Source organism: Pelagibius sp. (genome assembly GCF_965249265.1).
In the GTDB taxonomy this organism is placed as follows: Bacteria; Pseudomonadota; Alphaproteobacteria; order Kiloniellales; family Kiloniellaceae; genus Pelagibius.
This window is the reverse complement of sequence record NZ_OZ252224.1, coordinates 1,166,234-1,191,399: the sequence shown is the minus strand read 5'-3', so window position 1 is coordinate 1,191,399 and position 25,166 is coordinate 1,166,234. Positions and strand designations below refer to the sequence as shown.

The following is a 25,166-nucleotide window of genomic DNA, read 5'->3' as shown; positions in this document are numbered from 1 at the left end:
CGCAGCTGCCATGGCGGGAAACAGCTTCGGCGAAGCATTTCGATTCACCACCTGGGGCGAGAGCCACGGGCCGGCAATCGGTTGCGTTGTCGACGGCGTGCCGCCGCGCATTCCGCTTGAGGCGGCCGAGCTGCAAAGCTGGCTCGATGCCCGCAAGCCCGGCCAATCGCGCTTCACCACCCAGCGCCGCGAACCGGACCAGGTAAAAATCCTCTCCGGCGTCTTCGAGGGCATGACCACCGGTACACCGGTTTCGCTGCTCATCGAAAACCAGGATCAGCGCTCCAAGGACTACGGCGATATCGCCGACAAGTTCCGTCCGGGCCATGCCGACTACACCTATTGGCAGAAATACGGCATCCGCGACTACCGCGGCGGCGGCCGTTCCTCGGCGCGGGAAACCGCCATGCGGGTCGCCGCCGGCGGAATCGCCCGCAAAGTGCTGGACCAAGTGCTGCCCTTGCCGGTTTCCATTCGCGGCGCCCTGGTGCAGATGGGCCCGCACAAAATCGAGCGGGCGAACTGGGACTGGGCGCAGATCACGGAAAACCCTTTCTGGTGTCCCGACCCGGCCGCCGCCAAGGATTGGGAAGGCTATCTCGACGGCCTGCGCAAGGCCGGCTCCTCCATCGGTGCGGTGATCGAGGTGGTGGCCAGCGGCGTGCCCGCGGGCCTGGGCGAGCCGATCTACGACAAGCTCGACGCCGACCTTGCCAAGGCGATGATGTCGATCAACGCGGTGAAGGCCGTGGAGATCGGCGCCGGCCTGGAGGCCGCCGCCCTCAGCGGCGAAGAAAACGCCGACGAGATGCGCAAGGAAGGCAACCGCGTCGTCTTCACCTCCAACAAAGCCGGGGGCGTGCTGGGCGGCATCTCAAGCGGCCAGGACGTGGTCGTGCGCTTCGCGGTGAAGCCGACTTCCTCCATCCTCACCCCGCGCAAGACCGTGGACCGCCATGGCGCGGAAACCGAAATCGTCACCAAGGGGCGCCACGATCCCTGCGTCGGCATTCGTGCGGTGCCGGTCGGCGAAGCCATGATGGCGATCGTGCTGGCCGATCACCTGCTGCGCCAGCGCGCCCTCTGCGGCGATTTCGAAAACTAAAGCCACATTTGCGGGGCTGATGTCTGCCTAGGCGGTTATCGGACCGCTAAAACCAAAAGCCCCTCACCCTCCCGCTAACGCGGGCCCCTCCCTCTCCCACAAGGGGAGAGGGAATTGGAGCCAACGTTTTTGGTTCCCCCTCTCCCCTCGTGGGAGAGGGTCGGGGTGAGGGGGAGCTCTCCAGCGAAGAAAACCGCCCTCTAGAGCGTTTCACGCATTGATTGAATCGGAATGTGGGTTCCCAGGGGCGCGGATTTGTGATTCAAGCTTTCTACTGGAGTAGGAGGCCAGCATGCATGACGCGACCCTATTCGAATGACCTTCGTGAGCGCGCGATAGCGGCCCTGCAAGCAGGCGAGAGCTGTCGTGTGGTTGCCAAGAGGTTCGGTGTGGCAGTGTCTTCAGTGGTGAAGTGGCATCAGCGCTATCGGGCGACGGGTAGCGTTGCGCCAGGCAAGGTTGGCGGTCACCGTCGTCGGCTTCTGGAGCCGCATCGGGCGTTCATCGTGGAACGGATCGAGCAGACCCCGCACCTGACCCTGCACGGCTTGAAGGACGAGTTGGCCGCGCGCGGGGTCAAGGTCTCCCACAATGCGGTCTGGCTGTTCCTGCGCCGCGAGGGATTGCGCTTCAAAAAAAACGCTGTTCGCTCTTGAGCAGACGCGCGTCGACATCGCCCGGCGGCGATGGCGCTGGAAGTCCTGGCAGAGCCGGCTCGATCCCCAGCGCCTCGTCTTCATCGATGAGACCTGGATCAAGACCAATATGGCGCCGCTGCGCGGTTGGGGACCAAAGGGCAAGCGCCTGCGCGGCTTTGCCCCGCAAGGCCGTTGGCGCACCATGACCTTCCTGGCGGCCCTCAGGTGCGATGGCCTGACCGCTCCTTGCGTCTTCGACGGCCCGATCAACGGCCAGGCATTTCGCGCCTACGTCGACCAGCTACTCCTGCCCACCTTGAGGCCCGGCGACATCGTCGTGATGGACAACCTCGGCAGCCACAAATCCAAGGCCGTCCGAGCCGCCATAAAGGCCGCCGGCGCACGGCTCTGGTTCCTGCCACCCTACTCGCCCGACCTCAACCCCATCGAGCAGGCCTTCGCCAAAATCAAACACTGGATGCGCCTTGCCCAACGCCGAAGCACCGATGACACCTGGCGCCACCTCGGCCAGCTCCTCGCAACCATCCAGGCACAGGAATGCGCCAACTACTTCCAAAACGCTGGATATGCTTCCGTCAAAACGTGAAACGCTCTAGCGTTCGAAGACCGCAACCAGCTCCAGATGGCCGGACCAGGGGAACTGGTCGATCGGGGTTGCTTCTTTCAGGCGGTAGCCGCCGTCCACCAGGCTGCGGGCGTCGCGGGCAAAGGTCGTCGGATTGCAGGAGACGGCGATCACCAGGGGAACGTCGCTGGCCGCCAGTTCGCGGACCTGTTCGCGGGCGCCGTTGCGCGGCGGGTCGAAAACAACCACATCGCCGCCGGAAAGCTCGTCGGCCAATACCGGGAAGCGGGCGAGATCACGGACCTCGGCGGTGATGCGGGCGGCCCGGTCTGAACGTCGTGCGGCGGCGGAGAGCGCGGCCACGGCGTCCCGCTCCCCCTCAGCGGCATAAACCTCCAACCGCTCGGCGAGGGGAAAAGAAAAGGTCCCACAGCCGGAAAACAGATCGGCGGCCGTCTTTGCCGTCTTCGGTGTCGCGGCCATCACGTGGTCGACGAGGGCCTGCTGCCCCTCGGCACTGGGCTGCACGAAACCGCCGGGCGGCGGCACCACCGGCACACCGCCAAAGGTCAGCAGGGGTTCGCGCCGCAGACTGACGAGTTCGGCCTCCGCCCCGCTGTCGGCCCAGGAAAGACGCGCCAGGTCGGCGGTCTCGGCGAAAGCCGCCAGCAGCTCGCGGTCGCGCAGCGCCAAAGGATGGCGCGAGTCGATCAACAGATCGAGGCCGGTTTCGCTTTCAAGCAGCGTAATCCGCGCCTCCTCCCGTACCGACAGCAGCGCGCCCAGAAAGTCGTGCAGCGGCGGCAGCAAGGCCGTGAGGCCCGGTGTCGCCAGCAGACAGTGGTCGATATCCACCAGTTGGTGGGACTCGCGCTCGTGATAGCCGAGCAGGACCGTCTTTGCAGTTCGGGTGGCGGACAGCACCAGACGCCGGCGCCGTCCCGGCGGGATCTTCACCAGGGGGTTCAGCTTCCCGGCTTCCAGGCCACGGCGCTCCAGGGCCTGCGGCAGCAACGCGGCCTTCCAGTCGCCATAGGCCGCCTCGTCGAAGTGCTGCAGGGCACAGCCGCCGCAGGGCCCGAAGAAAGGACAAGGTGGTTCGGCGCGCAGAGGACCGGCCTCCAGCAACTCGATCACCGTGCCCTTGAAGCCGCCGCTGCGCTCCCCGGTCACCCGGGCCAGCACCCGGTCGCCGGGCACGGTCTGGGGCAGAAACAGCGGCCGGCCGTCGATCTCCGCCAGGCCGTCGCCTTTGGCGCCGAGGCCGCTGATCACGACTTCCGCCTGACGGCCACCGCCGCCGCGCGCTCTACGGCGCAAGGGTCACCGGCGCGAAGCCGTTGTCCGCAGGGGCCGGAGGACCGTAGGAGGTTGGGTGTATCGCTGGAACCACGTCTGAAAACCACGCTTGTCGTCGGAAGTGCGGGAGACTGCGCTGAAGACTGCGTGCTGACAAGCCCGGTTTTGGATGACTCAGCCCGGCTTGACGACAAGCTCCATTGCGACAAATCGCACTGACCTGGCGCTAAAATTTCACTGGCACTGACGGCGCGCAAAGGCTGATATAGGCCCATGACACGAATCATTCTCTTCATTCTCAAGTGTTTCGTCGGGATTTTCGCGACGATCGGATTGCTCGTCGCCGCCGGAATCCTGGCCGGCGGACTGATTTTGCAGAACTTCAGCGGCTGGCAGCCGAAGTTGGCCGAGTTGCCGGAAGATTCCGTCTTGGTGCTGGACATGGCCGACGGCCTGATCGAGCAGCGTTCAGACAATCCCCTGGGTCAGATCTCCATGGGTTCAGCCCTGATCCTGCGCGATGCGGTCGACAGCCTGCATGCGGCGGCCCGCGACGAACGCGTGAAAGGCCTTGTGATCCGCGCCGGCTGGGGCAATCCCGGGCTCGCCCAGATCCAGGAGCTGCGCGATGCCATCGTCGACTTTCGCGCCCGGGGCAAACCGGTGACCGCATTTGCCGAGACCTTCGGGGAAGCCGGCAACGGCACCCTGCACTACTATCTCGCCTCCGCCGCCGGGGAAATCTGGGTGCAGCCCTCCGGCGATGTCGACATCACCGGCTTTGCCATGGAGCAGCCGTTCCTGCGCCAGCTGCTTGAGGAATATGGTGTCCGCGCCCAGGTCGGTCAGCGCGAGGAATACAAGGGCGCCATGGCGATGTTCACCGAAACCCGCCTGCCCGAAGCGCAGCGCCGCAATCTGCAGCGCTATCTGGATTCCACCCTCTCCCAGATCGTTACCGCTGTGGCCGAGGCCCGCAACCTGGAGGCCGGCGCCGTGCGCGGCCTCATCGACAACGCGCCTCACCGCGGCAGCGACGCCTTGCAGCGCGGACTGGTCGACAAGCTGGGCTACTGGGATGAGGCCAGTAATGCCGTCGAGGTTGCCGCCGGGCCGGAGGCCGAGCTTGTCTCCCTGCGCGACTATGCCAGGGCAACCGCCGGGGAAGACAACGGGGTGCTTGAAGACGCCCCGATCATCGCCCTGGTGCATGGCAGCGGTCCCATCGTGCTCGAACAGGGCGAAAACGATCCCGTGTTCGGCAACGTCTCCATGGGCGCGGTCGATGTTGCCGACGCCCTGGCCACGGCAATCGATGATCCTGAGGTGGCCGCGATCCTGTTCCGGGTCGACAGCCCCGGCGGGTCTTACGTGGCTTCAGACACCATCTGGCGCGAAGTCCAGCGGGCCCGCGACCTGGGCAAGCCGGTCGTCGTCTCGATGGGCAATATCGCCGGATCGGGCGGATACTTCGTCTCCGCAGCGGCGCACAGCATCGTCGCCCAGCCCGGTACCCTCACCGGCTCCATCGGCGTGGTCACCGGCAAGTTCGCCCTGAATGAACTCTGGCAGGACCTGGGGGTAAACTGGGACGGTGTGCAGGCTGGGCGCCGGGCCAATCTCTGGAGCCCCCATGCGCCCTTTTCCCGCGAGGAATGGGACTGGCTGCAGTCGACCCTGGATACGACCTACGCTGACTTTACGGAAAAGGTTGCGCGCGGCCGCAACCTCTCGCGTGAAGAGGTTCTGGCGGCTGCAGGCGGACGCATCTGGTCCGGCGAAGATGCCCTCGCCGCCGGCCTGGTGGATGACCTGGGCGGTTATCGCAAGGCGCTGAACCTCGCCAAGGAAGCGGCCGGCATTCCCGCAGATGCGGCGGTGCAGCTCTTGGCCTATCCGGAAGAGCGCGACCCCTTCTCGGCCTTGCTGGAAGACGCCATGGGTGGAGAGATCGAAAATTCGGCGGTACGTACGATGGTGCGCAGTCTGGCTCGCCTGGCCCAGGCGCTGGCGCCGCTGGTCGGGGCCCTCGAAAGCCTCAACGCCGATCCCCGCGGCCAGACCCTGCATACCGGACCGGTTCCCGATACGGCGCTGCGATAAGATGCGGTTCCGCGACTAGGGTCGGTACTCAATTAGGGATTCCCCTACGTCTGCAGTTGTGATTCTTTGATCCAGGTTTCCCAAGGCAGGGAGGATTGGATGGCACGGCTTTACTGGCTTTCGGACGAGGAATGGGCTCGGATCGAGCCTTATCTGCCGCGCGGTCGGCGCGGGGCTCATCGGGTGGATGACCGTCGGGTGATTTCCGGTATCGTCCATATGCTCAAGGTCGGAGCGCGCTGGCGCGACTGTCCGTCGGAATACGACCCCTACACGACGATCTACAACCGCTTCAATCGCTGGAGCAAGCAAGGGGTTTGGGAGGATATTTTCTACGCCCTGACGGGTAAAAGTGTTGTCGTATCGACCACAGCGGTCGATTCCACCCACATCAAGGCGCACCGCTCGGCGGCGGGGGCAAAAGGGGGGACTTCGAGCACGCAATCGGTCGATCGCGCGGCGGACGGACGACTAAAATTCATGCCATAACCGATGCACTGGGGCGCCCTATTGCCCTCTCGATCACGCCCGGACAGACCCATGATCTGGTCGGCGCGGCCATGCTTCTCGAGCGCATACCAACCCCTAAACGGCTCCTGGCCGATCGCGCCTATGACGCCGCAAAGCTGCGGGACTGGTTGATCGAACGAGGCTGCCAGCCGGTCATCCCTCCAAACCCAACCCGCAAGCATCCTCAATCGTACGACAAAGTCGCCTACCGAGACCGCAACCGCGTGGAGCGGATGTTCTGTCGGCTCAAGGATTTCAGAAGGATAGCAACCCGCTACGACAAGCGCGCCGATATCTTCCTCGCCGCCATCTGTCTGGCCGCATCTATCACTTGGTGGCTCAATTGAGTCTCGACCCTAGAGCAGATCCGGGTTTGATGGAATCGCTTCAGCGATCCATTAAACCCGGTGAATCTGCTCTAACCATTTAATGTCGATCGGATTCACATGTTTTGGCGCAACCACGAAGTGGTTCCGATAAAACATGATCCGATCTAGCCGCTGTTCTTGAAGGCGGCGAGCAGGAATTCCTTGTTGCCTTCCGGTCCGGTGATCGGGCTTTCGCAGATCCCGTCAACGCGCCAGCCGGGCTGCGCGTTCATCCAGGATTCGATGCGCCGACAGACCTGGTCGTGCAGGGCGGGATCGCGAACCACACCACCCTTGCCGACGTTCTCCCGTCCGACTTCGAACTGCGGCTTGATCAACACCACAAGGCTGGCGTTGGGTTTGGCCAGGGCCAGGGGGGCGGGCAGGATCACCTCCAGGCCGATGAAGCTGGCATCGCAAACCAGCAGATCGACCGGTTCCGGCACCTCGGCAGATGTGAGATTTCGGGCGTTGGTGCGCTCCAGCACCACGACGCGGGGATCGTTGCGCAGCTTCCAGGCAAGCTGGCCATGGCCGACATCAACGGCATAGACCCGCGCCGCCCCCGCGCTCAGAAGAACATCGGTGAAGCCGCCGGTCGAAGCCCCGAGATCGAGACAGACGGCGCCCGCCGGATCGATCCGGAAAACCTCCAGCGCGCGCGCCAGTTTCAACCCGCCGCGGCTGACCCAGGGATGGTCCTGACCGCGCACCTCCAACACCTGATCGGCGGCAATCGCCTCCCCCGCCTTGGCCAGTTTGCGTTCGCCGGCAAAGACCTTGCCGGCCATGATCAGCGCCTGGGCCTTGCTGCGGCTTTCGACCAGACCACGGTCCACCAGGGCAACGTCGGCCCTGACCTTCAGCGCCTTGGTCACGCGACCGCCAGACCACCGTTGGGCAGCAGGACAGCGCGTCGGTGAAAACGCCAGACCGCGGCAACGGCGACAAAGGCGAGGCCAACCGCCAGCCCGATCCAAACGCCCATGCCGTCAAGGCCGAGCGGAAAAGCGAGCACCGCGGAGGTGCCGAAGCCGACACCCCAATAACCGGTCAGGGCGAGCCACATCGGCACCTTGGTGTCTTTCAGGCCGCGCAGGGCGGAGACGCCGATGACCTGGGCGCCGTCGACCAACTGAAAAAGAGCCGCGATCACCAGGAAGGAAACCGCCAACTGGACAACCCCTTGATTTGCCGGCAGGTCCAGGTCCAGAAACAAGCCGACAAGCTGCCGCCCCGCAAACCAGAACACCAGCGCCGAGCCGGTCATGAAGAGGGTGCCGACGATCAGCGAGGACCAGCCGGCCCGGCCCACCGCGGCAGCGTCGCGCGATCCGGCGGCCAGGCCGACACGCACCACAGCGGCCTGGCTGATCCCCATCGGCACCATAAAGGCCACCGCCGCACACTGCAGCGCGATGGCATGGGCCGCCAGCGCTTCAGTGCTGATCAGCCCCATCAGGAAAGCGGCACCGGAGAACAAGCCCGTTTCCGCCAGCAGGGTCAGCCCGATCGGCAGTCCGAGGCGGAACAGTTCACGAAAGCGCGGCCAGTCCGGGCGCCAGAAACGCAGCAGGATGGCGTAGCGCTTGAAGCGCCGGTCCCAGAGCACAAAGCCCAGCAGGGCTGCGAACATGAGCCAGGAGACGACGGAACTGGTGATCCCCGCCCCCATCAGTTCCCAGCGCGGCAGACCGAAGTTGCCGAACATCAGGCCGTAGTTGCCGACCGCGTTGACGGCGACCGCCAGCAGCGTGATGACCAGGGCGGAACGCGGACGGGAATGGGCGGTCACGAAACAGCGCAACACCACGAACCACAGGCTGGGCAGCAGGGCCCAGGTGACCGCCTTCAGATAGGCGTCGGCCCGCAGGGCGACATCGGCCTCCTGCCCGAAAAGCAGCATGATCCAGCGCCCATTCCAGATCACCAGACTGAAGATCACCGAGAACACCAGGGTCAGCCAGAAGCCCTGGCGGACCGTGCGGCGCACGCCCTTGAAATCCCGCCCGCCAAGCGCCTGGGCCACCATCGGGGCGACCACCGTGGCAATCCCCAGCCCGAAAAGGAAAAGCGGGATATAGATATTCATGCCCAGGGCACCGGCGGCCAGATCCTCCGGACCCAGCCAGCCCATCATCACAATATCGGTCGTGTTGATGCCGATCATCGCCAGCTGGGTGAAGGCCAGCGGCGCTGAAAGGCATAGGGTTTCCCAAATTTCCCGGCGCCAGAGACCGCCAGGTGACCGGGAGCCGCTGGTTCCCGGAGTGCCGGGATCAGAAAAGAGACTCTTTGACATCGTTCCCACTATGACGCTTCTATATGAAGCATAAAACCCGCTATGGGTGCAGAGCGGCTATGCAGCGGCGACCTGAATCGGCCGGTTAAAATCGCAACTCGGGCTCGCTTGTCAATGATGCCGTCAGATATACGATTTATTTTTTATGCAAACGTTTAAGCTGACCGTTCACAGGCCGTAGAATGAACGGGAAACCAACAGGGAAGCCGCAAGCCGCATGAACCCGATTCCCTTCGATGAAGTCCAAAGATTGGCGTCGCTCCAGGCTCTGGACATTCTCGATACGCCGCCGGAGCCGGCTTTCGACCGGGTGACACGTCTGGCTGCCCAGCAATTCGACGTGCCGATCGCCCTGATATCGCTGATCGATCCGGCGCGTCAGTGGTTCAAGTCGAAGATCGGCCTGGAGGTTGACGAAACACCGCGTGAGTTTTCCTTCTGCCAGTTTGCCATCATGGATGATCAGGTCATGCAGGTCCCCGATGCCACTGTGGACCCGCGATTCGCCCAAAACCCCCTGGTCACCGGCGAACCGCACATCCGCTTCTATGCAGGCGCACCGCTGGTCACCGAGAAGGGCTTCCGGCTCGGCACCCTTTGCATGATCGATTCCCGGCCCCGTCAGCCGCTGGACGAGGTGCAACAGGCCCGGTTGCGTGACTTCGCCGAACTGGTGATCAATGAAATGGAGTTGCGGCGGCTGCGCCGGCTGCTGGGCGACAGCAGCTTCGGGCTCAGCAGCGAGGTCACCAGCGCCCTGAACTCCATGCGCGAGGCCGAAGAGGATCTTGCCCGTCAGGCTCAGATGAATGTAATCGCCCACGTCGCCCACGAGCTGCGCACCCCGCTCAGCGCCATGATGGGATTCGCCGAGATCATTCGCCGTGAGTTCTTCGGCGAGATCGGTGACAAGCGCTATGCGGCCTATGCCAGCCAGATCGAAGACTGCGGGCTGCACCTGTTAGGGGTTCTGAGCAAAACGATGGATCTGTCACGGGCGATGCGTGGAGGATTGAAACTGGAAGAATCCGTCGTAGATCTCGAAGAGGTTTCACGCTTGGCGAAAAAGCTGTCCCAAAGCGAGTTGGACGTCTTTCAGGCAGATTTGAAGCTGGATTTCGGCGCCGATGCCCCCAAGCTGCTTGCAGATCGCGGCCAGGTTGCCCAGATGCTGGTCAATCTGATCTGCAATGCGGCCCACCACTCACCGCAAAGCAGCAGCATTGCCGTGGACGCCAAGCAGCGTTCGGACGGCGGGCTCGACCTCTCGGTGACCGACCAGGGCAGCGGCATGACGGTAGAGGACATTCGCCGGGCGCTCACCCCCTTCAGCAAAATCAAGCGGGAGGACCAGGGCCACCAAGCCGGCCTGGGGATCGGTCTGCCGTTGACCAAGCGGCTGCTCGAACTGCACGGCGGCGAACTGGCGATCGACAGCAAGCCGGGCCGCGGGACCAGGATAACCCTGCGTTTTCCGGCTTACCGGGTGCGCGAAGCCGGGATACCGGCAGATACCCAGCCGATCAATCTTCAATAGATGATCTGAAACGGCAGATGATCTGAAACAGCGGGGCGGCGTCAGGCGCGGGCCGGCGACTCGACGCTGTCCTGGCCAAGAGCCTGCAGCACCGCATTCAGAATCCCGCCGCGGTCGATACCGGCCTGGACCAACTGCAGATCCGGCTTGTCATGGTCGATAAAGACGTCCGGCAGGGTGACCGGCCGGAAGCGCAGACCCTTGTCGAAAGCCCCCTCCAGCGCCAGAAACTGCATCACCTGAGTGGCGAAGCCGCCGATCGCGCCTTCTTCAACGGTGATCAACACCTCATGCTCGCGGGCCAGCCGGCGCACCAGATCCTCGTCTAGCGGCTTGGCAAAGCGGGCATCGGCGACGGTGGTCGAAAGGCCGCGGGCCGCCAGATCATCGGCTGCCGCCAGGGCGTCGGACAGCCGGGTTCCCAGCGACAGGATCGCCACCTTGCTGCCCTCGCGGACGATGCGGCCCTTGCCGATCTCCAGGGCGCTGCCCCGCGCCGGCATCTCCAGACCTAAAGCTTCGCCGCGCGGATAGCGGAAGGCCGAGGGCCGGTCGTCGATCTGGCATGCCGTCGCAACCATGTGCATCAGCTCGTTCTCGTCGCTTGGCGCCATGAGAACGAAGTTCGGCAGGCAACCGAGATAGGTCAGATCATAGCTGCCCTGGTGGGTTACGCCGTCGGCACCGACCATACCGGCGCGGTCGATGGCGAAGCGCACCGGCAGGCTTTGAATGGCAACGTCGTGGACAACCTGGTCATAGGCGCGCTGCAGGAAGGTCGAATAAATCGCGGCAAAGGGCCGAAAGCCCTCACAGGCAAGCCCCGCGCAGAAGGTCACGGCATGTTGCTCGGCGATCCCAACATCAAAGGTGCGTTCGGGAAAACGCGCCCCGAACTTGTTGAGTCCGGTGCCGGAAGGCATGGCCGCAGTGACGGCCACGATTTTGTCGTCCTGCTCGGCTTCGGCGATCAGGGCTTCGGCGAAAACGTTCTGATAGGCCGGCGCCTTCGGTGCAGGCTTTGCCTGCTTGCCCGTCACCACATCGAACTTGGCGACGCCGTGATATTTGTCGGCAGCGGCCTCTGCGGGCTCGTAGCCCTTTCCCTTCTGAGTGACGCAGTGGATCAGCACCGGCCCTTCGTAGTCGGCATCGCGCACGTTCTTCAGAACCGGCAGCAGGTGGTCCAGGTTATGGCCGTCGATGGGACCGATGTAGAAGAACCCCAATTCCTCGAACAGCGTGCCGCCGGTCAGCAGGCCACGGGCATATTCCTCGGCGCGTTTCGCAGCCTTTTCAATGGGCCGGGGAAAACGCTTTGCCAGTTCCCGCCCGAGGCTGCGCACCGACTGGAAAGGTTTGGAGGAAATAAGCTGGGACAAATAGGCGCTCATAGCGCCGACCGGCGGGGCGATGGACATATCGTTGTCGTTGAGAATGACGATCAGCCGGCTGTTCATGGCGCCGGCATTGTTCATCGCCTCATAAGCCATGCCGGCGCTCATGGCGCCGTCGCCGATGACCGCGATCACGGCGTTGTCTTCGCCACGGAAATCACGGGCGACCGAAAAACCCAAACCGGCGGAAATGGAAGTGGAACTGTGCGCCGCGCCGAAGGGGTCGTATTCGCTCTCCTTGCGGCTGGTGAATCCGGACAGCCCCCCGCCCTGGCGCAGGCTGCGCATCCGCTCCCGCCTGCCGGTCAGGATCTTGTGGGGATAGCACTGATGGGAGACGTCCCAGATCAGACGGTCGTCGGGCGTATTGAAAACGTAGTGCAGGGCTGCCGTCAGTTCCACGACACCCAGGCCGGCCCCCAGATGCCCGCCGGTCGCCGACACCGCCTCGATCATCTCCGCGCGCAGTTCGTCTGCGAAATCCTTGAGCTGGTCTTCCTCCAGCTTGCGCAGATCCGCCGGTTCCTTGACGCTGTCGAGCAGCGGCGTCTGATGCCTGTTATGACCGATTTGTGCCACGCCTCTAACCACTCCTGTTATTCACGCTGCTTTGCGGGCCTTGCCCTTTTGGACCGGACACTCCGCCTGACCTGCGGCGCCTATGATCGCCGCGAGACGACAAAGGCGGCCGCTTCCTTTAGAAGGTCTGCCTTTTGACCAAAAAGATCAAGCCGTTGCGCGGCTGATGCTGCCAGCGCCACGGCCTTCTCACGCGCCCCTGCGACGCCAAGCTGTCCGACGAATGTGGCCTTCCCAAGGCTCTCGTCCTGCCCTGTCGGCTTGCCGAGCGCCTCCGGCGTGCTCTCCGCATCCAGCAGATCGTCGGCGATCTGGAAAGCAAGGCCGAGATCCTGGGCATAGCCGATAAGCGCCTGCCGGGCCTCGTCGGAAGCCTGCGCCAGGATTGCCCCGGCCTCGCAGGAAAACAGGATCAAGGCTCCGGTCTTCAGGCTTTGCAGATGAGATATTCCGGCAAGGTCCAGTTCCGCGCGCGCCGGCGACATGTCGATCATCTGTCCACCCACCATTCCCGCAGCACCGGCTGCAGCGGCAAGATGGCGCACCAGCTCAATCCGCACGGCCGCCGCGTCATGGGTCTGGGTGTCGGCCAGCACCGTAAAGGCCTCGGTCAGCAGGCCGTCCCCGGCCAGGATCGCCGTCGCCTCGTCGAAAGCGACATGGACAGTCGGCCGGCCGCGCCGCAGTTCGCTGTCGTCCATTGCCGGCAGATCGTCGTGAATCAGGCTGTAGCAGTGGATCATCTCAATGGCCGCGCCGGTGCGCAGCGCCCGCTCCTCGGGGACGTCGAAGAGCCGCGCCGACTCCCGCACCAGGAACGGCCGCAGCCGCTTGCCGCCCGACAGCGCCGCGTAGCGCATCGCTTCCAAGACCCGGCCGCGCGGCCCTTCGACCGGCGGCAACAGCCGGTCGAGCAACCGCGACATGGTCTCGCCCTGGCTCGACAGAGCATCTTGAAGTTTCATGAAAGGCTTCTTCTCAGTCGACGTCGAGGGGCGCGGTTTGGGCACTGCCGTCGGCTGAGAGGCTGATCTTTTCGATCTTGGCCTGCGCCTCGCGCAGCTTTGCGTCGCAGTGGCGCTTCAGGGCGGCCCCGCGCTCGTAGTCGTCGATGGCGGTATCCAATGCCCCCTGCCCCTGCTCCAGCTTTCCGACGATGACCTTCAACGCATCCAGGGCCTCTTCGAAGCTCATCTTCTGGATATCGTCGGGGATCGTGTTCTTTGCCATTTATCTCTCTTGTCTCTTCTGTGTCGCGCGGCCCGCCTTCAGGCGACGGGTGGCGCCGACAAGCCGTTTCCTCTACCGCACCGGCAGCGACAGGTCAAAAGCGCATCAGGGTGCGCACATGGGCCGCGACCGAGCGCGCCAGCGCCTGATGATCGTATCCACCTTCCAGCACGGAAACCAGACGGCCGCCACAGGCGCTGCGGGCGACCTCCATAAGCTGCTGGGTCGCCCAGGCATAATCCTCTTCCACCAGGTTCAGCCCGGCCAGGGGATCCTCCGCGTGAGCGTCGAAGCCCGCTGAGATCATAAGGAAATCAGGCTGAAAGTCATTCAGCGCGGGGATGACAACGCCGCGCATGGCCTCCCGAAAAGCGGCCGAACCGGCCCCCGCAGGCAGCGGCACGTTCACGATATTGCCGTCGACTCCCTGTTCATCACTGGCGCCGGTTCCCGGATAGAAAGGGGCCTGATGGGTCGAGGCATAGAGCAAGTCCGGATCGTCCCAGAACATCGCCTGGGTCCCATTGCCGTGGTGTACGTCGAAATCGACCACGGCGACGCGCTTGCAGCCGTGCACGGCACGGGCCTGGAGCGCGCCCACGGCGACATTGTTGAAGAGGCAAAACCCCATCGCCTGGGCCGGTTCGGCATGGTGGCCCGGGGGCCGCACCGCACAAAAGGCATTGTCGGCCTCTCCGGCCATGACCGCGTCGACCGCCGAGACCACCGCGCCGGCCGCTCGGAGCGCTGCCTCGCCCGACCCTGGGGAGAGCACGGTATCGGCATCGATCATGCGCTCGCCACTGGCCGGCACGGCCGCCAGAAGGGCCTGCACGAAGCTCTCCGGATGGACCCGGGCAATCTGCTGATGCTCGGCATAAGGGGCTTCGCGCCGGATCAGCGGGGCGAACTCCGGGCTATCCAGCTTTTTCATGATCGCCTTGAGGCGCCCAGGATTTTCCGGGTGAAGAGGACCGGTATCGTGGGCCTCACAAGCCGGGTGGCTATAGAACAGTGTGGTCATCGATGGCTCTGATTGCTGGGAATCCGGATATCATAGGGCGGGCGGGCAGCAAATATAGTCAGGATTTGCCGCCGGGCGGGTTTTCGGTGTTTTTCGGCATGGTTTTCGTCGCACGCGCCTCGCGGTCGCGCGGAAGTTACCAGGTACTCAGCGAAATCTCACAGGACAAAGGGGCTGCAATAGGCTTAAGTTCAACCAGTGATGATGATGGCCCATTGACTCCCTTAGGGCCAGACGCCAAATCTATGATCTCTTTGATTTTTTGTCGAAACGCGGCTCAGACTGCGGGAACGTCAGCCCAAAACGGGTCAGTGGAGGTCACGCAGATCATGTGCGTAAATGCGGCACGCCGCTGGTTGGCGGTGACTTGTCTCTGGGCGGCAACCGGCATGGCGGCAGCAATGGCGCCGCAACTGGCCTTTGCGCAACAGGAAGCTTCACCGGTGCGGGTGGACGCGGTGCGCAGCGAGCCCTTGAACCAAACCGTGCCGGTGGTGGGCCGGCTGGTGGCGCGCCAGGCGGGCTCCGTGGCCGCCCATATCAGCGGGCCGATCCAGGAATTCCGTGTCGAGGTCGGCGACCGCGTCGCCGCAGGCGACATCATTGCGGTGCTCGACGACACTTCCATAAGCGCGGAAAGGGACATGGCGGCCGCCGAGCTGACTATCGCCCAGGCGGAGGTGAGCACAAAGCAGGCCGAGGTGGCACTGGCGCGCCAGGAACTGCAGCGGCTGGAACGGTTGCAAAGCTCCGCCGCCTTCAGCCAGGCCCGTTTCGACGATGCCCGCCAGGAGGTGGCGATCGCCGAGGCTGCGGCCCGGGAAGCCGAAGCCTCCGTGGCCAGCGCCCGCGCCAGCCTGCGCCTGGCGGACATCAACCTGGGGGATACCAAGGTGCTGGCGCCCTATGACGGCGTGATCTCGCAGCGTCTGAGCGAGGCCGGGTCTTACGCCAGCGACGGCGATGCGCTGGTCCGCATGATTGCGGACCAGACCCTGGAGGTGGAGGCCGACGTCCCCTCGAACCGCCTGCTGGGCCTGACCAGTGGCGCAGCGGTGGAGGTAGTGCTGGACGACGGCACCCTGATCGGCGCGACGGTCCGTGCCGTGATCCCCGACGAAAACCCGCTGACCAGAACCCGCGCCGTCCGTTTCATTCCCCGCTTGAGTGATGTCACCACACCGCTGGCCAACGAACAGTCGGTGACGGTGATGGTACCGATCGGCGCACCGCGTCAGATCGTCTCGGTGCATAAGGACGCCATCATCCAGCGCTCCGACGGGGCCATGGTGTTTGTTGTTTCAGAGGGGCAGGCGCAGTCCCGGCCCATCGTTTTGGGAGAGCCCGTGGGCAATCGCTATGAGGTTCTGAAGGGCCTCATCGAGGGCGAGAAAACCGTGGTGCGCGGGAATGAGCGGCTGCGGCCCGGCGCCTCGGTGCGCATCGACGGAGAAACCTGATGAACATCATCAAGCTCGCGATCGAACGGCCCATCGCGGTCATTGCAGCGGTCTTGATGGTGGTGATGTTCGGTCTGGTCGCCCTGCAGACCATTCCCATCCAGCTTGCGCCTGACGTAAACCGCCCGGTGATCACGGTGACCACCCATTGGGGCGGCGCCGCGCCGGCGGAGGTGGAACGCGAAATCACCAACCGCCAGGAGGAGGAGCTGAAAGGCATCGAAAGCCTGGAAAGCATCACCTCGCGTTCCGAACAGGGCCGCGCCCGGATCACCCTGGAATTCGCCGTCGGCACCAACATGGACCGCGCCCTGCTGCTGGTCTCCAACCGGCTCGACCGGGTCAACGGCTATCCCGACGAGGCCGACGAACCAAGCTTCGACACCGCCGGCGCCGAAGACAGCCCCATCGCCTGGTTCATCATTACCCGGGAGCCGGGCAACGAGCGGCCGATCCACGAATACGGCGACTTTGCCGAGGACATCCTGCGGGAGCGCATTGAGCGCGTTCAGGGTGTCAGCCGGGTCAATGTCTTCGGCGGCACGGAGCGGGAAATTCAGGTTACGGTCGATCCGAAGGTGCTGGCCCGCTATCGCATGACCGTCAGCGAAGTGGTCGACGCCCTGCGCCGCGCCAATGCCTCCCTCTCGGCCGGCGACGTCGATGAGGGCAAGCGCCGCTACGTGGTGCGCACCGAGGGGGAACTGAACACCGTCGAGGCGATCCGCGACGTGGTCGTGCGCAGTGACAGCAACGTCGACAGCGGCCGCCTGGCACGGGTGCGCGTCGGCGACATCGCCGAGGTCTCCTTCGGTTACAAAGAGGCCGGTGCCTCGATCCGCCAACTGGGGCAGAACGCCCTGGCCATGAATGCGTTGCGCGAGACCGGCGCCAACGTCATCGAGACCATGGAGGGTATCAAGGCGGCGGTGGCCGAATTGCAGGCCGGTGCGATCCCGGAGGCCGGCCTCAGACTCGAACAGGCCTACGACGAGACCATCTACATCAACTCGGCCATCGACCTGGTGCAGCAGAACATCTGGATCGGCGGTACCCTGGCGGCCGTCATCCTGTTGCTGTTTCTGAGGTCTTTCGGCGCCACCCTGGTGGTTTCGATCGCCATTCCGGTTTCGGTGATCGGCGCCTTTGTCGCCATGGCGGCCATGGGCCGGTCGATCAACGTCATCTCCCTGGCCGGGATCGCCTTTGCCGTCGGCATGGTCGTCGACGCCGCCATCGTGGTTCTGGAGAACATCTTCCGGCTGCGCGAACAAGGCCGCCCGGTGCGCGAAGCCGCTTATCTCGGCGCCAAGCAGGTTTGGGGCGCGGTGCTGGTTTCGGCCCTGACCACCGTCATGGTGTTCATTCCGATCCTGGTGATGCAGTTGGAGGTCGGGCAGCTTTTCCGCGACATCGCCGTCGCCATCTCGGTATCGGTGATGCTGTCCTTGCTGGTTTCGATTACGGTGCTGCCCGCACTTTCCAGCCGCCTGCTGGGCGGCAGCAAGGAAAACGCCGGCAGCATCACCCGGGTTCGCCTGCCGCTCATCGACGGTTTGGCCGGTTTCTTCGTCGCCATGGTGATGGGTTTCGTTCGCTTGGTGGTCGGCAGCCGCGTGGCCGCCCTGATCGTCGTGGTCTCGGTGACGAGCCTGGCCTCCCTCGGCGCCTGGCAGTTCCTGCCCAAGCTGGAGTACCTGCCGGAAGGCAACCGCAATCTCGTCTTCGGCATCATCATCCCGCCGCCGGGATACAACCTGGACACCACCACCGGAATCGCCAAAGAGATCGAGAGCTCCATCCGGCACTACTGGGCCGGCGAAGGGAAAGGGGAGACGGAGACGCAAGCTGCCGCCACGCCGGAGGCTTCCGGCGGGGGCCTGGAGGAGAAGTTTCAGGCGTTGCAACAGAGCCTGCGAGAATTCTGGCGGGGTTCGGCGGATCAGGAAGAGGGAGCCGAGGAGGCAACCGAAGACCCGCCGGTCATGGAGCGCTTCTTCTTCGTCGCCACCCGTTCGACCACTTTTCTGGGCGCCGTTGCGGAAGACCCGCGCCGGGTGGGCGAGTTGATCCCGCTGCTCGAGGGTCCGGTTTTCCGCGAGCCGGGCACTTTCGGCTTCATCAACCAACCCTCGATCTTCGGACGCGGCATCGGCTCCGGGCGCAAGATCGACCTCGATATCTCAGGACCGGACCTGGAAGAGATTCTCGGCGTCGCGCAGCAGGCGGTCGGAAGGGTCGTGCAGATCATGCCGCGCGAACAAGGCAACCAACTGCGCCCCAACCCCGGCCTGGAACTCGGCGCGCCGGAGATCCGTCTGTTCCCGGACCGCCTGCGCCTTGCCGACAACCAGATCACCGCCCGGCAGCTCGGCGAGGCGATCGACACCTTCAATGACGGCTTGCGGGTAGCGGAAGTGACCGTGGGCTCAGATCGGGTCGACCTGATGCTGAAAGGCCCGAGGTACAATGTCTCCGAAACCCAGGGCATTGCCAGCCTGCCGGTCGTGACGCCCAACGGCGACATCATCCCCGCCGCCACCCTGGCGGATGTGGTGCTGACCGCCGGGCCGACCGAAATCCGTCACCGTGAAAGGGTGCGCACGGTGACTCTCGGCATTCGCCCCGCACCCGGTATTCCCCTGGAAGCGGCGCTGGACACGCTGCGCAGCGAAGTGATGGAGCCCATGGAAGCCGAAGGCCTGCCGCCCGGCGTGCGCTTCGGCATCTCCGGCACCGCCGACAAACTGTCCCAGACCTGGGACGCCATGGTCATCGACCTGCTGCTGGCCCTCGCCATCGTCTATCTGGTCATGGCGGTGCTGTTCGAGAGCTTCTTCTATCCGCTGATCATCCTGCTTTCAGTGCCGCTGGCCGCGGCGGGCGGCGTTGCCGGCCTGGCGATCCTGAACATCTACAGCTATCAGCCGCTCGACATGCTGACCCTGCTGGGCTTTGTGATTCTGATCGGCATTGTGGTGAACAACGCCATTCTTCTGGTGCACCAGACGCTCTATCACCTGCGCGACGAGGGCTTGGCCGTCGGCGATGCCATTATCGAGGCGACCCGCAACCGCATCCGGCCGATTTTCATGTCGACCCTGACGTCGGTGGTCGGAATGCTGCCCCTGGTCCTCTTCCCCGGAGCCGGATCGGAGCTTTACCGCGGCCTCGGCTCGGTGGTTGTCGGCGGACTTTCGCTTTCCGCCGTGCTGACGCTGCTCATCATTCCGCCGATGCTGGCCATGCTGGTGGGAACGCTGGAGGGCCGTCAGCCGGCAGCCAAACCCGCCGACAGCCTTGATCGCCCCAGCCCGCCGGCGCCGGCCGAGTAGTCCTCCGGCGCGGGCCCGGGAGGGATCACCCGGCTTTGCGGATCAGAAAGGTAAAGCGGCCCTCGGCCTCATCCCAGGACAGCAGCTGATCCCCGGTGGTCTGACAAAAAGATTGAAAATCCGCCACCGCGGAGGGGTCCGTCGCGACCACTTCCAGGACCGCGCCGGGCGCCACCGTCTTCATTGCCTTGCGGGCCCGAAGCACCGGTAGAGGACAGCGCAGGCCGCTGGCATCAAGGAAAGTGTTGGGGGTTTCGCTGCTCATTAATTTCACACTGAATTGTTGGTAAACAAGGGGCAAAAAAAGTTCATCCGAAGCCTTGACCCATGATTTCGTCGAACAATTTTCTCTAATATGCCATACGGACCTCTTCTCCTGACCGCCGGTCGTGCGAGCCGCTTGCTCAAAGCGATGGGCAATGAACGACGTCTCGTGATCCTCTGCCATCTGTCGGAGCGCGAGCACTCGGTTACAGAACTTTGCCGGCTTGTGGGGCTCAGTCAATCCGCTCTGTCCCAGCATCTGGCGAAACTGCGCCGCGACAATCTCGTCAAAACCCGCCGCAATGCGCAGACAGTGCTTTATTCGGTCTCAAGCCCGGAGGTCGGTAAGATGCTTGCGGCTTTAAGCGACCTCTTCGTCAACGCTCCGGAGTCCAGACCGGCCGTTCAGCAGGACGCAGCCAGCGAGAGATCCGGCGGTGCCGATGTGGCGACCGAAGGGGCCGCTCTGGGCAGGTCCAGCACCTGACAGGCGGGGCGGCCCGGCAGCGAGCCGGGCACTGGAGCCTGAATCCAACAAGACAGAAGTCCTTTATCCTCTCAGAGGGCAGCGGCTCACTCTGAGTAGCCCTTTTTCGTTAACCAAGTTAAGCGCAAGTAGCCGCAGCACGCTTCCTGCTAGAACCTTGGTCCTTTTGCCAGAAAAACCGCGTCAATTGAGCACCCTCGTCAAAAGCCGGCGCGCTTTTGCGACGGGATTTTTAGCTAATACGGCAAAGATCCCAGCCTGAATAAATGCATAGGCTGTCCTGAACAATTCGTTCACTTGATCGCGGGAAACAAAGCGCAGTAAGTCTGCGCCTTCATCTTTCGGCGGATTGCCGCTTAACCACCCATCGCCGCGGGGCCGATAATTATGAGAGAAAATCTAGCGTGTCTGAGATCAATAGCATTACTGAATCCAAACCCGACCCCGTCGATGTCTCAATAGGCTCCCGCCTGCGGCTGCGACGCTTGGCCATGGGGCTGAGCCAAAACACCGTAGCCCAATCCCTTGGCATTACTTTCCAGCAGATCCAAAAGTACGAACGCGGCACCAACCGCATCGTTGCCAGCCGCCTGTTCCGGCTTTCCCAGGTGCTGCAGGTTCCGGTGCAGTACTTCTTTCAGGACCTGGCGCAGACCGGCCGTTCCGTGACGCCCGAGGGCGAAGGCGCGGGCGAGTCACCGGATCGTGTTCCCGAGCTGCTGAGCCAGCGTGATACGCTGCGCATGGTTCGTGCCTTCAGCAGGATAGAGGACGCCAGCGTCCGGCGGCAGATCTATGCCTTGGTCAAAATGGTCGGTGAAAGAGATCTCGGGGCAGAGTGCTAGCGCCCCCTCTTCCGCAACGGCCTTTGGCAAAGCAGGCCTTGCGGCGACCTTTGTCCTGACATCGCTTTCGTTCCAGGCTATGGCCGACCAGGCCGCTGACCTGCGCGGTCCGGCGCGGATCATCGACGGCGACAGTCTGGAAGTGGCCGGAAGAGTTTTCGATCTGCCCGGGATCGATGCGCCCGAACTTGATCAGCGCTGCCGCAGAAAGGAACGGGACTACCCTTGCGGCAGTCTTGCCCAGGCGGCTTTGATGGACTTGACCGCCGGCGTGGACGTGGTCTGTCGAAGGCTCTCCGACCAAAAGGCCCGCTGCAGCGCCGGCGGTTATGACCTCTCCGAAGGCATGATCTATACCGGCTGGGCCTTGATCCCTCCAGCCAACGCCGGGAGTCCCTTTGCAACTTTGCAACAGCAGGCGGAAGAGCGCCAGCATGGGCTTTGGAAGGGCAGCTTCGTTACTCCCTGGGACTGGCGTCAAGGCCAACGCCTGCCGGGAGAGGCGGACAACTGACAAGACCCCGCAGGTATTCACTGCTGGACGGCGCACACCGGAACCCGCTAAAGCTGTGGTGTGGCGCAACCGCAGCGGCTGATTGGGGGTCCGAACGGGTGTTTCCAGCACAATACCTTTGCCGGGCAGCTTTGTTCGGCTTCCTGGGGCTTGCCGGCCAGATCTTTCTGCCGGCGACCGCATCAGCACAGGCCCAGGGCTACTCCTCGCCGACCTATGCCGCCTCCGCCGAGGGCTCGCCCTATGCCAGCGGCGCAGCCTCCCCCCACAGCGACATCTATGCCCGCACCTTCGGATCCACCGGCGCGGCGACGACGCTGGCAATACCGGGCACCGCCGCCCCCACCGCGGCCGCACAGCCGTCGGATGAACTGGTTTACGTGATCAACAGCAAGGGCCTGCTGACCTTTCGCGCCGCAGACTTCGCCGAAGGCAAGGGTGAGGCTATCGCACACAACCCGGTCCCCCTGCCCTTCGGGCCCAACGGCGGCCCCGCCGCACCGCCATTGCTGCCGACTGTGGCCGACAGCCTCTATCTTCGGCCGCCGCTTGAGACCGCCGCCGGGAAAGCGGCGACCAGTCCCGACAAGCCGGCCCCGGCGCCGTAAAAGGCCCGGTCAGCCAAGAAACGCGACAAAGACGGCAGAGCAAAACCAATGGTCCCGCCCCCCGAACGGCCCGGCTTTGAAAGCGGCCCTGCCGCCTTGGCGGAGGCCATCGCCCGCCTGGCGGAGGAAGACGCAGTCTCCCTGCCGCTACTCAGCCAAAACACCCTTCGGGAGCTGATCGAGGAAACCGGGACCTTTGCCTATCGCCCCGCGACGCCGGTCATCGGCGAAGGTGAAAAACGCGTAATGCAGGACTGTGAAGTAAGCTGCGCAGTCTCCTGGGACGGCCCGCTGGCCGCCTGCGCCGGGCACCTTCAGAGCGATCTTCAGGCCGCCCTGGCGTTGCTGTCTCCTCATCCATTGCCTGAGCGGTTCTGCATCAACGACCTGATCGTCCAGCGCTACCCCAAGGGATCCGGCGGCATCACGCCGCACCGCGACCACCTAGCCTATCGCGGCCTGATTTCGGTGATCACCCTCAGCGGGACCTGCCGATTTGCCGTCTGCCGGGACCGCAGCGGGGCCGATGCCAGAACCGTACCCGCCCCGCCGGGTTGGCTCGTCCTGATGCGGGGGCCCGGACTTTTCGGCCTGAACGACCGCCCTTTCCACTTCGTCGACCGTTTTTCGGAGCCCCGTATCTCCATCGGCCTGCGTCATGACCGGCGGGCAACGGATGGATCGGTCGCCACCCTTGGCCTCGGCCCGGGCGGGTGATAGGACATCCGCCGACCGTCCCCTACTGATCGCCCACTCCTGATCACCCAAGGCCGAGCCTGCCATGCGCACCGACGATTTCGATTTTGATCTGCCGCGCGAGTTGATCGCCCAGCGCCCGATGGAGCCCCGTGAAGCGGCACGGCTGCTGCATGTCGGCCAAGGCTTGGCAGACCGGCGGATCGCCGATTTGCCGGCGCTGCTTCAGCCCGGCGATCTGCTGGTCACCAATGACACCAAGGTGATTCCCGCGCGTCTGACCGGCAAGCGTGGAACAACCGGCATCGAGGTGACTCTGCACAAGGTGGTCAACGGATTGAGGTGGAAAGCCTTCGCCCGGCCGGCCCGCAAGCTGCACGCGGGCGACCGTATCGACTTTGCCGAAGGCTTCTCCGCCACGGTCGAAGACAAGGGTGAAGGCGGCGAAGTCACCCTGGCTTTCGCGGCCGGCGGCGGGGACCTGCTGGCCGCGCTCGACCGGCACGGCGTGATGCCGCTGCCCCCTTACATCAACCGGGATCGCAAGGGCGACCCCCGTGACCGCGATGACTATCAGACCGTCTTCGCCCGTCAGAGCGGTGCCGTGGCGGCGCCCACCGCCGGTCTGCATTTTACCGAAGCGCTGCTGGCAAAGCTTGATGCGGCGGGGATCGAAAGGGTGACGGTCACCCTGCATGTCGGCGCCGGCACCTTCCTGCCGGTGAAGACAGAAGACGTCAGCGGCCACCAGATGCACAGCGAGGCCGGAGAGATGCCCGCCGAGGCGGCGGCCAAGATCAATGCCGCCCGCGCTGCCGGCCGGCGCATTATCGCGGTCGGCACCACCGCCATGCGGCTGCTGGAAAGCGTGGCCGATGAAACGGGGCACATGACGCCCTTTGTCGGGGAGACCAACCTCTTCATTCTGCCGGGATACCGCTTCAAGGCCGTCGATCTGCTGATGACGAATTTTCACCTGCCCCGCTCGACACTCTTCATGCTGGTCTGTGCCTTCGCCGGAAAAGCCCGTATGGAGGCGGCCTATGCCCACGCCGTTGCGGAACAGTATCGTTTCTATTCCTACGGCGATGCCTGCCTGCTGGAACCGGAGTCGGCGCAATGAACGAGGCTGCGGCGACCGCCAAAACCGGCCTGGATTTCACGCTGCTTGCAGAAGACGGCGCGGCGCGGCGCGGCCTCATCGCCACCGCCCATGGCCCGGTGAAGACACCGGCCTTTATGACCGTGGGCACCGCGGGCACGGTGAAAGGCCTGACCAGCGAACAGGTCCGGGCCAGCGGCGCCGAGATCATCCTCGGCAATACCTATCACCTGATGCTGCGTCCGGGGGCGGAGCGTGTCGCGCGGCTCGGCGGCCTGCACCGCTTCATGAACTGGCCGGGCCCGATCCTGACCGACTCCGGCGGTTACCAGGTGATGTCGCTGCAGGAGCTGCGCAAGATCACCGAAGAGGGCGTCACCTTCCGCTCCCACCTCGACGGCGAGCGCCACAACCTGACACCGGAACGCGCCGTGGAAATCCAGGAACTGCTGGATTCCAACATCACCATGGTGCTGGATGAATGCACCCCCTTTCCGGCGACCGAGACCGAAGCGAAGGATTCGATGGAGCGCTCCATGCGCTGGGCGGCGCGATGCCGAAGCGCGTTCACACGACGGCCGGGCTACGGCCTCTTCGGCATCGTGCAGGGAGGCATTTATCCGAATCTGCGCCGCGCCTCCGCCGAAGCTCTGATCGAGATCGGTTTCGACGGCTATGCGGTCGGCGGTCTCGCCGTCGGCGAGGGGCAGGCGGCAATGTTCGACGTCCTCGACGCCACAGTGCCCCATCTGCCCCAGGCGCAGCCGCGCTACCTGATGGGGGTCGGCAAGCCCGCCGATATCGTGGGCGCCGTGCAGCGCGGCATCGACATGTTCGACTGCGTACTGCCGACGCGATCCGGGCGGACCGGACAGGCCTTTACGCGGCGCGGCAGCGTCAACATCCGCAATGCCCGCCACCAGGACGATCCGCGGCCGCTGGACCCGGACTGCCCCTGCCCCACCTGCGCCGATTATAGCCGCGCCTATCTGCACCACCTCTTCAAAGCCAAGGAGATGCTTGGCCCGATCCTGCTGACCCGGCACAATCTCCACTACTATCAGGAACTCATGGCTGGCTTGCGCCAGGCGATCGAGGATCGACGGCTTGATCACTTCGTTGCAGACTTTGCCCAACAGCAGACGGGAGGGGACATCGCGCCCCTCTAGCCGCGCGT

At 64.2% G+C, this 25,166-nt stretch carries 21 protein-coding genes and 1 pseudogene; 14 read left to right on the top strand and 8 right to left on the bottom strand.

Annotated features, from left to right (window positions below; translation table 11 throughout):
• Nucleotides 1-10 precede the first annotated feature (10 nt).
• Together aroC and ACP146_RS05770 are read left to right on the top strand one after the other, a co-directional pair.
• Nucleotides 11-1,105 (top strand): chorismate synthase, encoded by a 1,095-nt coding sequence (gene aroC / locus ACP146_RS05775; protein WP_422365815.1) that lies wholly within the window; start codon nt 11-13, stop codon nt 1,103-1,105.
• 296 nt (nt 1,106-1,401) lie between these two features.
• Nucleotides 1,402-2,350, top strand: a protein-coding gene (locus ACP146_RS05770) for an IS630 family transposase (RefSeq protein ID WP_422365542.1) whose coding sequence is annotated in 2 segments (ribosomal slippage) — nt 1,402-1,737 and nt 1,739-2,350 — 948 coding nt in all. Because the reading frame shifts where the segments join, the coding sequence is not laid out codon by codon here.
• A gap of 6 nt (nt 2,351-2,356) precedes the next feature.
• Here the strand turns inward: ACP146_RS05770 and ACP146_RS05765 are convergent.
• On the bottom strand, nt 2,357-3,649 hold the full coding sequence (locus tag ACP146_RS05765; RefSeq protein ID WP_422365814.1) for a class I SAM-dependent RNA methyltransferase: 1,293 nt from the start codon (nt 3,647-3,649) through the stop codon (nt 2,357-2,359).
• Between the two features lie 252 nt (nt 3,650-3,901).
• Between ACP146_RS05765 and sppA the strand changes: the two genes are divergently transcribed.
• A complete protein-coding gene (gene sppA, locus ACP146_RS05760; RefSeq protein ID WP_422365813.1) occupies nt 3,902-5,731 on the top strand; it encodes a signal peptide peptidase SppA in 1,830 nt (609 codons plus the stop codon).
• A gap of 99 nt (nt 5,732-5,830) precedes the next feature.
• Nucleotides 5,831-6,588, top strand: a pseudogene (locus ACP146_RS05755) (IS5 family transposase).
• 146 nt (nt 6,589-6,734) lie between these two features.
• Here ACP146_RS05755 and ACP146_RS05750 read toward each other — a convergent pair.
• Complete coding sequence (locus ACP146_RS05750) at nt 6,735-7,487, bottom strand: TlyA family RNA methyltransferase (RefSeq protein WP_422365812.1); 753 nt, start codon at nt 7,485-7,487, stop codon at nt 6,735-6,737.
• Entirely contained in the window at nt 7,484-8,911 is a 1,428-nt protein-coding gene (locus tag ACP146_RS05745; RefSeq protein ID WP_422365811.1) for an MATE family efflux transporter, read from the bottom strand. Before ACP146_RS05745 ends, ACP146_RS05750 begins: the two co-directional genes overlap by 4 nt.
• A gap of 217 nt (nt 8,912-9,128) precedes the next feature.
• Here ACP146_RS05745 and ACP146_RS05740 point away from each other — a divergent pair, with 217 nt between their 5' ends.
• On the top strand, nt 9,129-10,448 hold the full coding sequence (locus ACP146_RS05740; RefSeq protein ID WP_422365810.1) for a GAF domain-containing sensor histidine kinase: 1,320 nt from the start codon (nt 9,129-9,131) through the stop codon (nt 10,446-10,448).
• Nucleotides 10,449-10,489: 41 nt separating this feature from the next.
• Here the strand turns inward: ACP146_RS05740 and dxs are convergent, their stop codons facing one another.
• From dxs to ACP146_RS05720, 4 genes are all read right to left on the bottom strand, one after another.
• Nucleotides 10,490-12,424 (bottom strand): 1-deoxy-D-xylulose-5-phosphate synthase, encoded by a 1,935-nt coding sequence (gene dxs, locus ACP146_RS05735; RefSeq protein WP_422365809.1) that lies wholly within the window; start codon nt 12,422-12,424, stop codon nt 10,490-10,492.
• An 80-nt stretch (nt 12,425-12,504) separates the two neighbouring features.
• On the bottom strand, nt 12,505-13,389 hold the full coding sequence (locus ACP146_RS05730) for a polyprenyl synthetase family protein (protein ID WP_422365808.1): 885 nt from the start codon (nt 13,387-13,389) through the stop codon (nt 12,505-12,507).
• Between the two features lie 13 nt (nt 13,390-13,402).
• Entirely contained in the window at nt 13,403-13,654 is a 252-nt protein-coding gene (locus ACP146_RS05725; RefSeq protein ID WP_422365807.1) for an exodeoxyribonuclease VII small subunit, read from the bottom strand.
• A 94-nt stretch (nt 13,655-13,748) separates the two neighbouring features.
• Entirely contained in the window at nt 13,749-14,678 is a 930-nt protein-coding gene (locus ACP146_RS05720) for a histone deacetylase family protein (protein WP_422365806.1), read from the bottom strand.
• 329 nt (nt 14,679-15,007) lie between these two features.
• Between ACP146_RS05720 and ACP146_RS05715 the strand changes: the two genes are divergently transcribed.
• Both ACP146_RS05715 and ACP146_RS05710 read left to right on the top strand, forming a co-directional pair.
• On the top strand, nt 15,008-16,138 hold the full coding sequence (locus ACP146_RS05715; RefSeq protein WP_422365805.1) for an efflux RND transporter periplasmic adaptor subunit: 1,131 nt from the start codon (nt 15,008-15,010) through the stop codon (nt 16,136-16,138).
• Nucleotides 16,138-19,473 carry an efflux RND transporter permease subunit gene (locus tag ACP146_RS05710; protein WP_422365804.1) on the top strand — a complete coding sequence of 1,112 codons (3,336 nt, stop codon included), beginning with the start codon at nt 16,138-16,140 and terminating at the stop codon, nt 19,471-19,473. Before ACP146_RS05715 ends, ACP146_RS05710 begins: the two co-directional genes overlap by 1 nt.
• Before the next feature lie 25 nt (nt 19,474-19,498).
• On the opposite strand, the gene ACP146_RS05705 is transcribed toward ACP146_RS05710, so the two are convergent.
• Nucleotides 19,499-19,921 (bottom strand): sulfurtransferase TusA family protein, encoded by a 423-nt coding sequence (locus ACP146_RS05705; RefSeq protein WP_422365803.1) that lies wholly within the window; start codon nt 19,919-19,921, stop codon nt 19,499-19,501.
• On the opposite strand from ACP146_RS05705, the gene ACP146_RS05700 reads away from it, so the two are divergent.
• From ACP146_RS05700 to tgt, 7 genes are all read left to right on the top strand, one after another.
• Nucleotides 19,829-20,224, top strand: coding sequence for an ArsR/SmtB family transcription factor (locus tag ACP146_RS05700; protein WP_422365802.1), 396 nt, complete (start codon nt 19,829-19,831; stop codon nt 20,222-20,224). The two genes, ACP146_RS05705 and ACP146_RS05700, sit on opposite strands and share 93 nt — an antisense overlap.
• A gap of 404 nt (nt 20,225-20,628) precedes the next feature.
• Nucleotides 20,629-21,069 carry a helix-turn-helix domain-containing protein gene (locus tag ACP146_RS05695; RefSeq protein ID WP_422365801.1) on the top strand — a complete coding sequence of 147 codons (441 nt, stop codon included), beginning with the start codon at nt 20,629-20,631 and terminating at the stop codon, nt 21,067-21,069.
• Nucleotides 21,020-21,583 carry a thermonuclease family protein gene (locus ACP146_RS05690; RefSeq protein WP_422365800.1) on the top strand — a complete coding sequence of 188 codons (564 nt, stop codon included), beginning with the start codon at nt 21,020-21,022 and terminating at the stop codon, nt 21,581-21,583. Before ACP146_RS05695 ends, ACP146_RS05690 begins: the two co-directional genes overlap by 50 nt.
• A 98-nt stretch (nt 21,584-21,681) precedes the next feature.
• A complete protein-coding gene (locus ACP146_RS05685; RefSeq protein ID WP_422365799.1) occupies nt 21,682-22,191 on the top strand; it encodes a hypothetical protein in 510 nt (169 codons plus the stop codon).
• Nucleotides 22,192-22,239: 48 nt separating this feature from the next.
• Nucleotides 22,240-22,908, top strand: a complete 669-nt coding sequence (locus ACP146_RS05680) for a hypothetical protein (RefSeq protein ID WP_422365798.1) — start codon at nt 22,240-22,242, stop codon at nt 22,906-22,908.
• A 64-nt stretch (nt 22,909-22,972) separates the two neighbouring features.
• Nucleotides 22,973-24,010, top strand: coding sequence for a tRNA preQ1(34) S-adenosylmethionine ribosyltransferase-isomerase QueA (gene queA, locus ACP146_RS05675; protein WP_422365797.1), 1,038 nt, complete (start codon nt 22,973-22,975; stop codon nt 24,008-24,010).
• Nucleotides 24,007-25,158 carry a tRNA guanosine(34) transglycosylase Tgt gene (tgt, locus tag ACP146_RS05670; RefSeq protein WP_422365796.1) on the top strand — a complete coding sequence of 384 codons (1,152 nt, stop codon included), beginning with the start codon at nt 24,007-24,009 and terminating at the stop codon, nt 25,156-25,158. Before queA ends, tgt begins: the two co-directional genes overlap by 4 nt.
• The last annotated feature ends 8 nt before the right edge of the window (nt 25,159-25,166 follow it).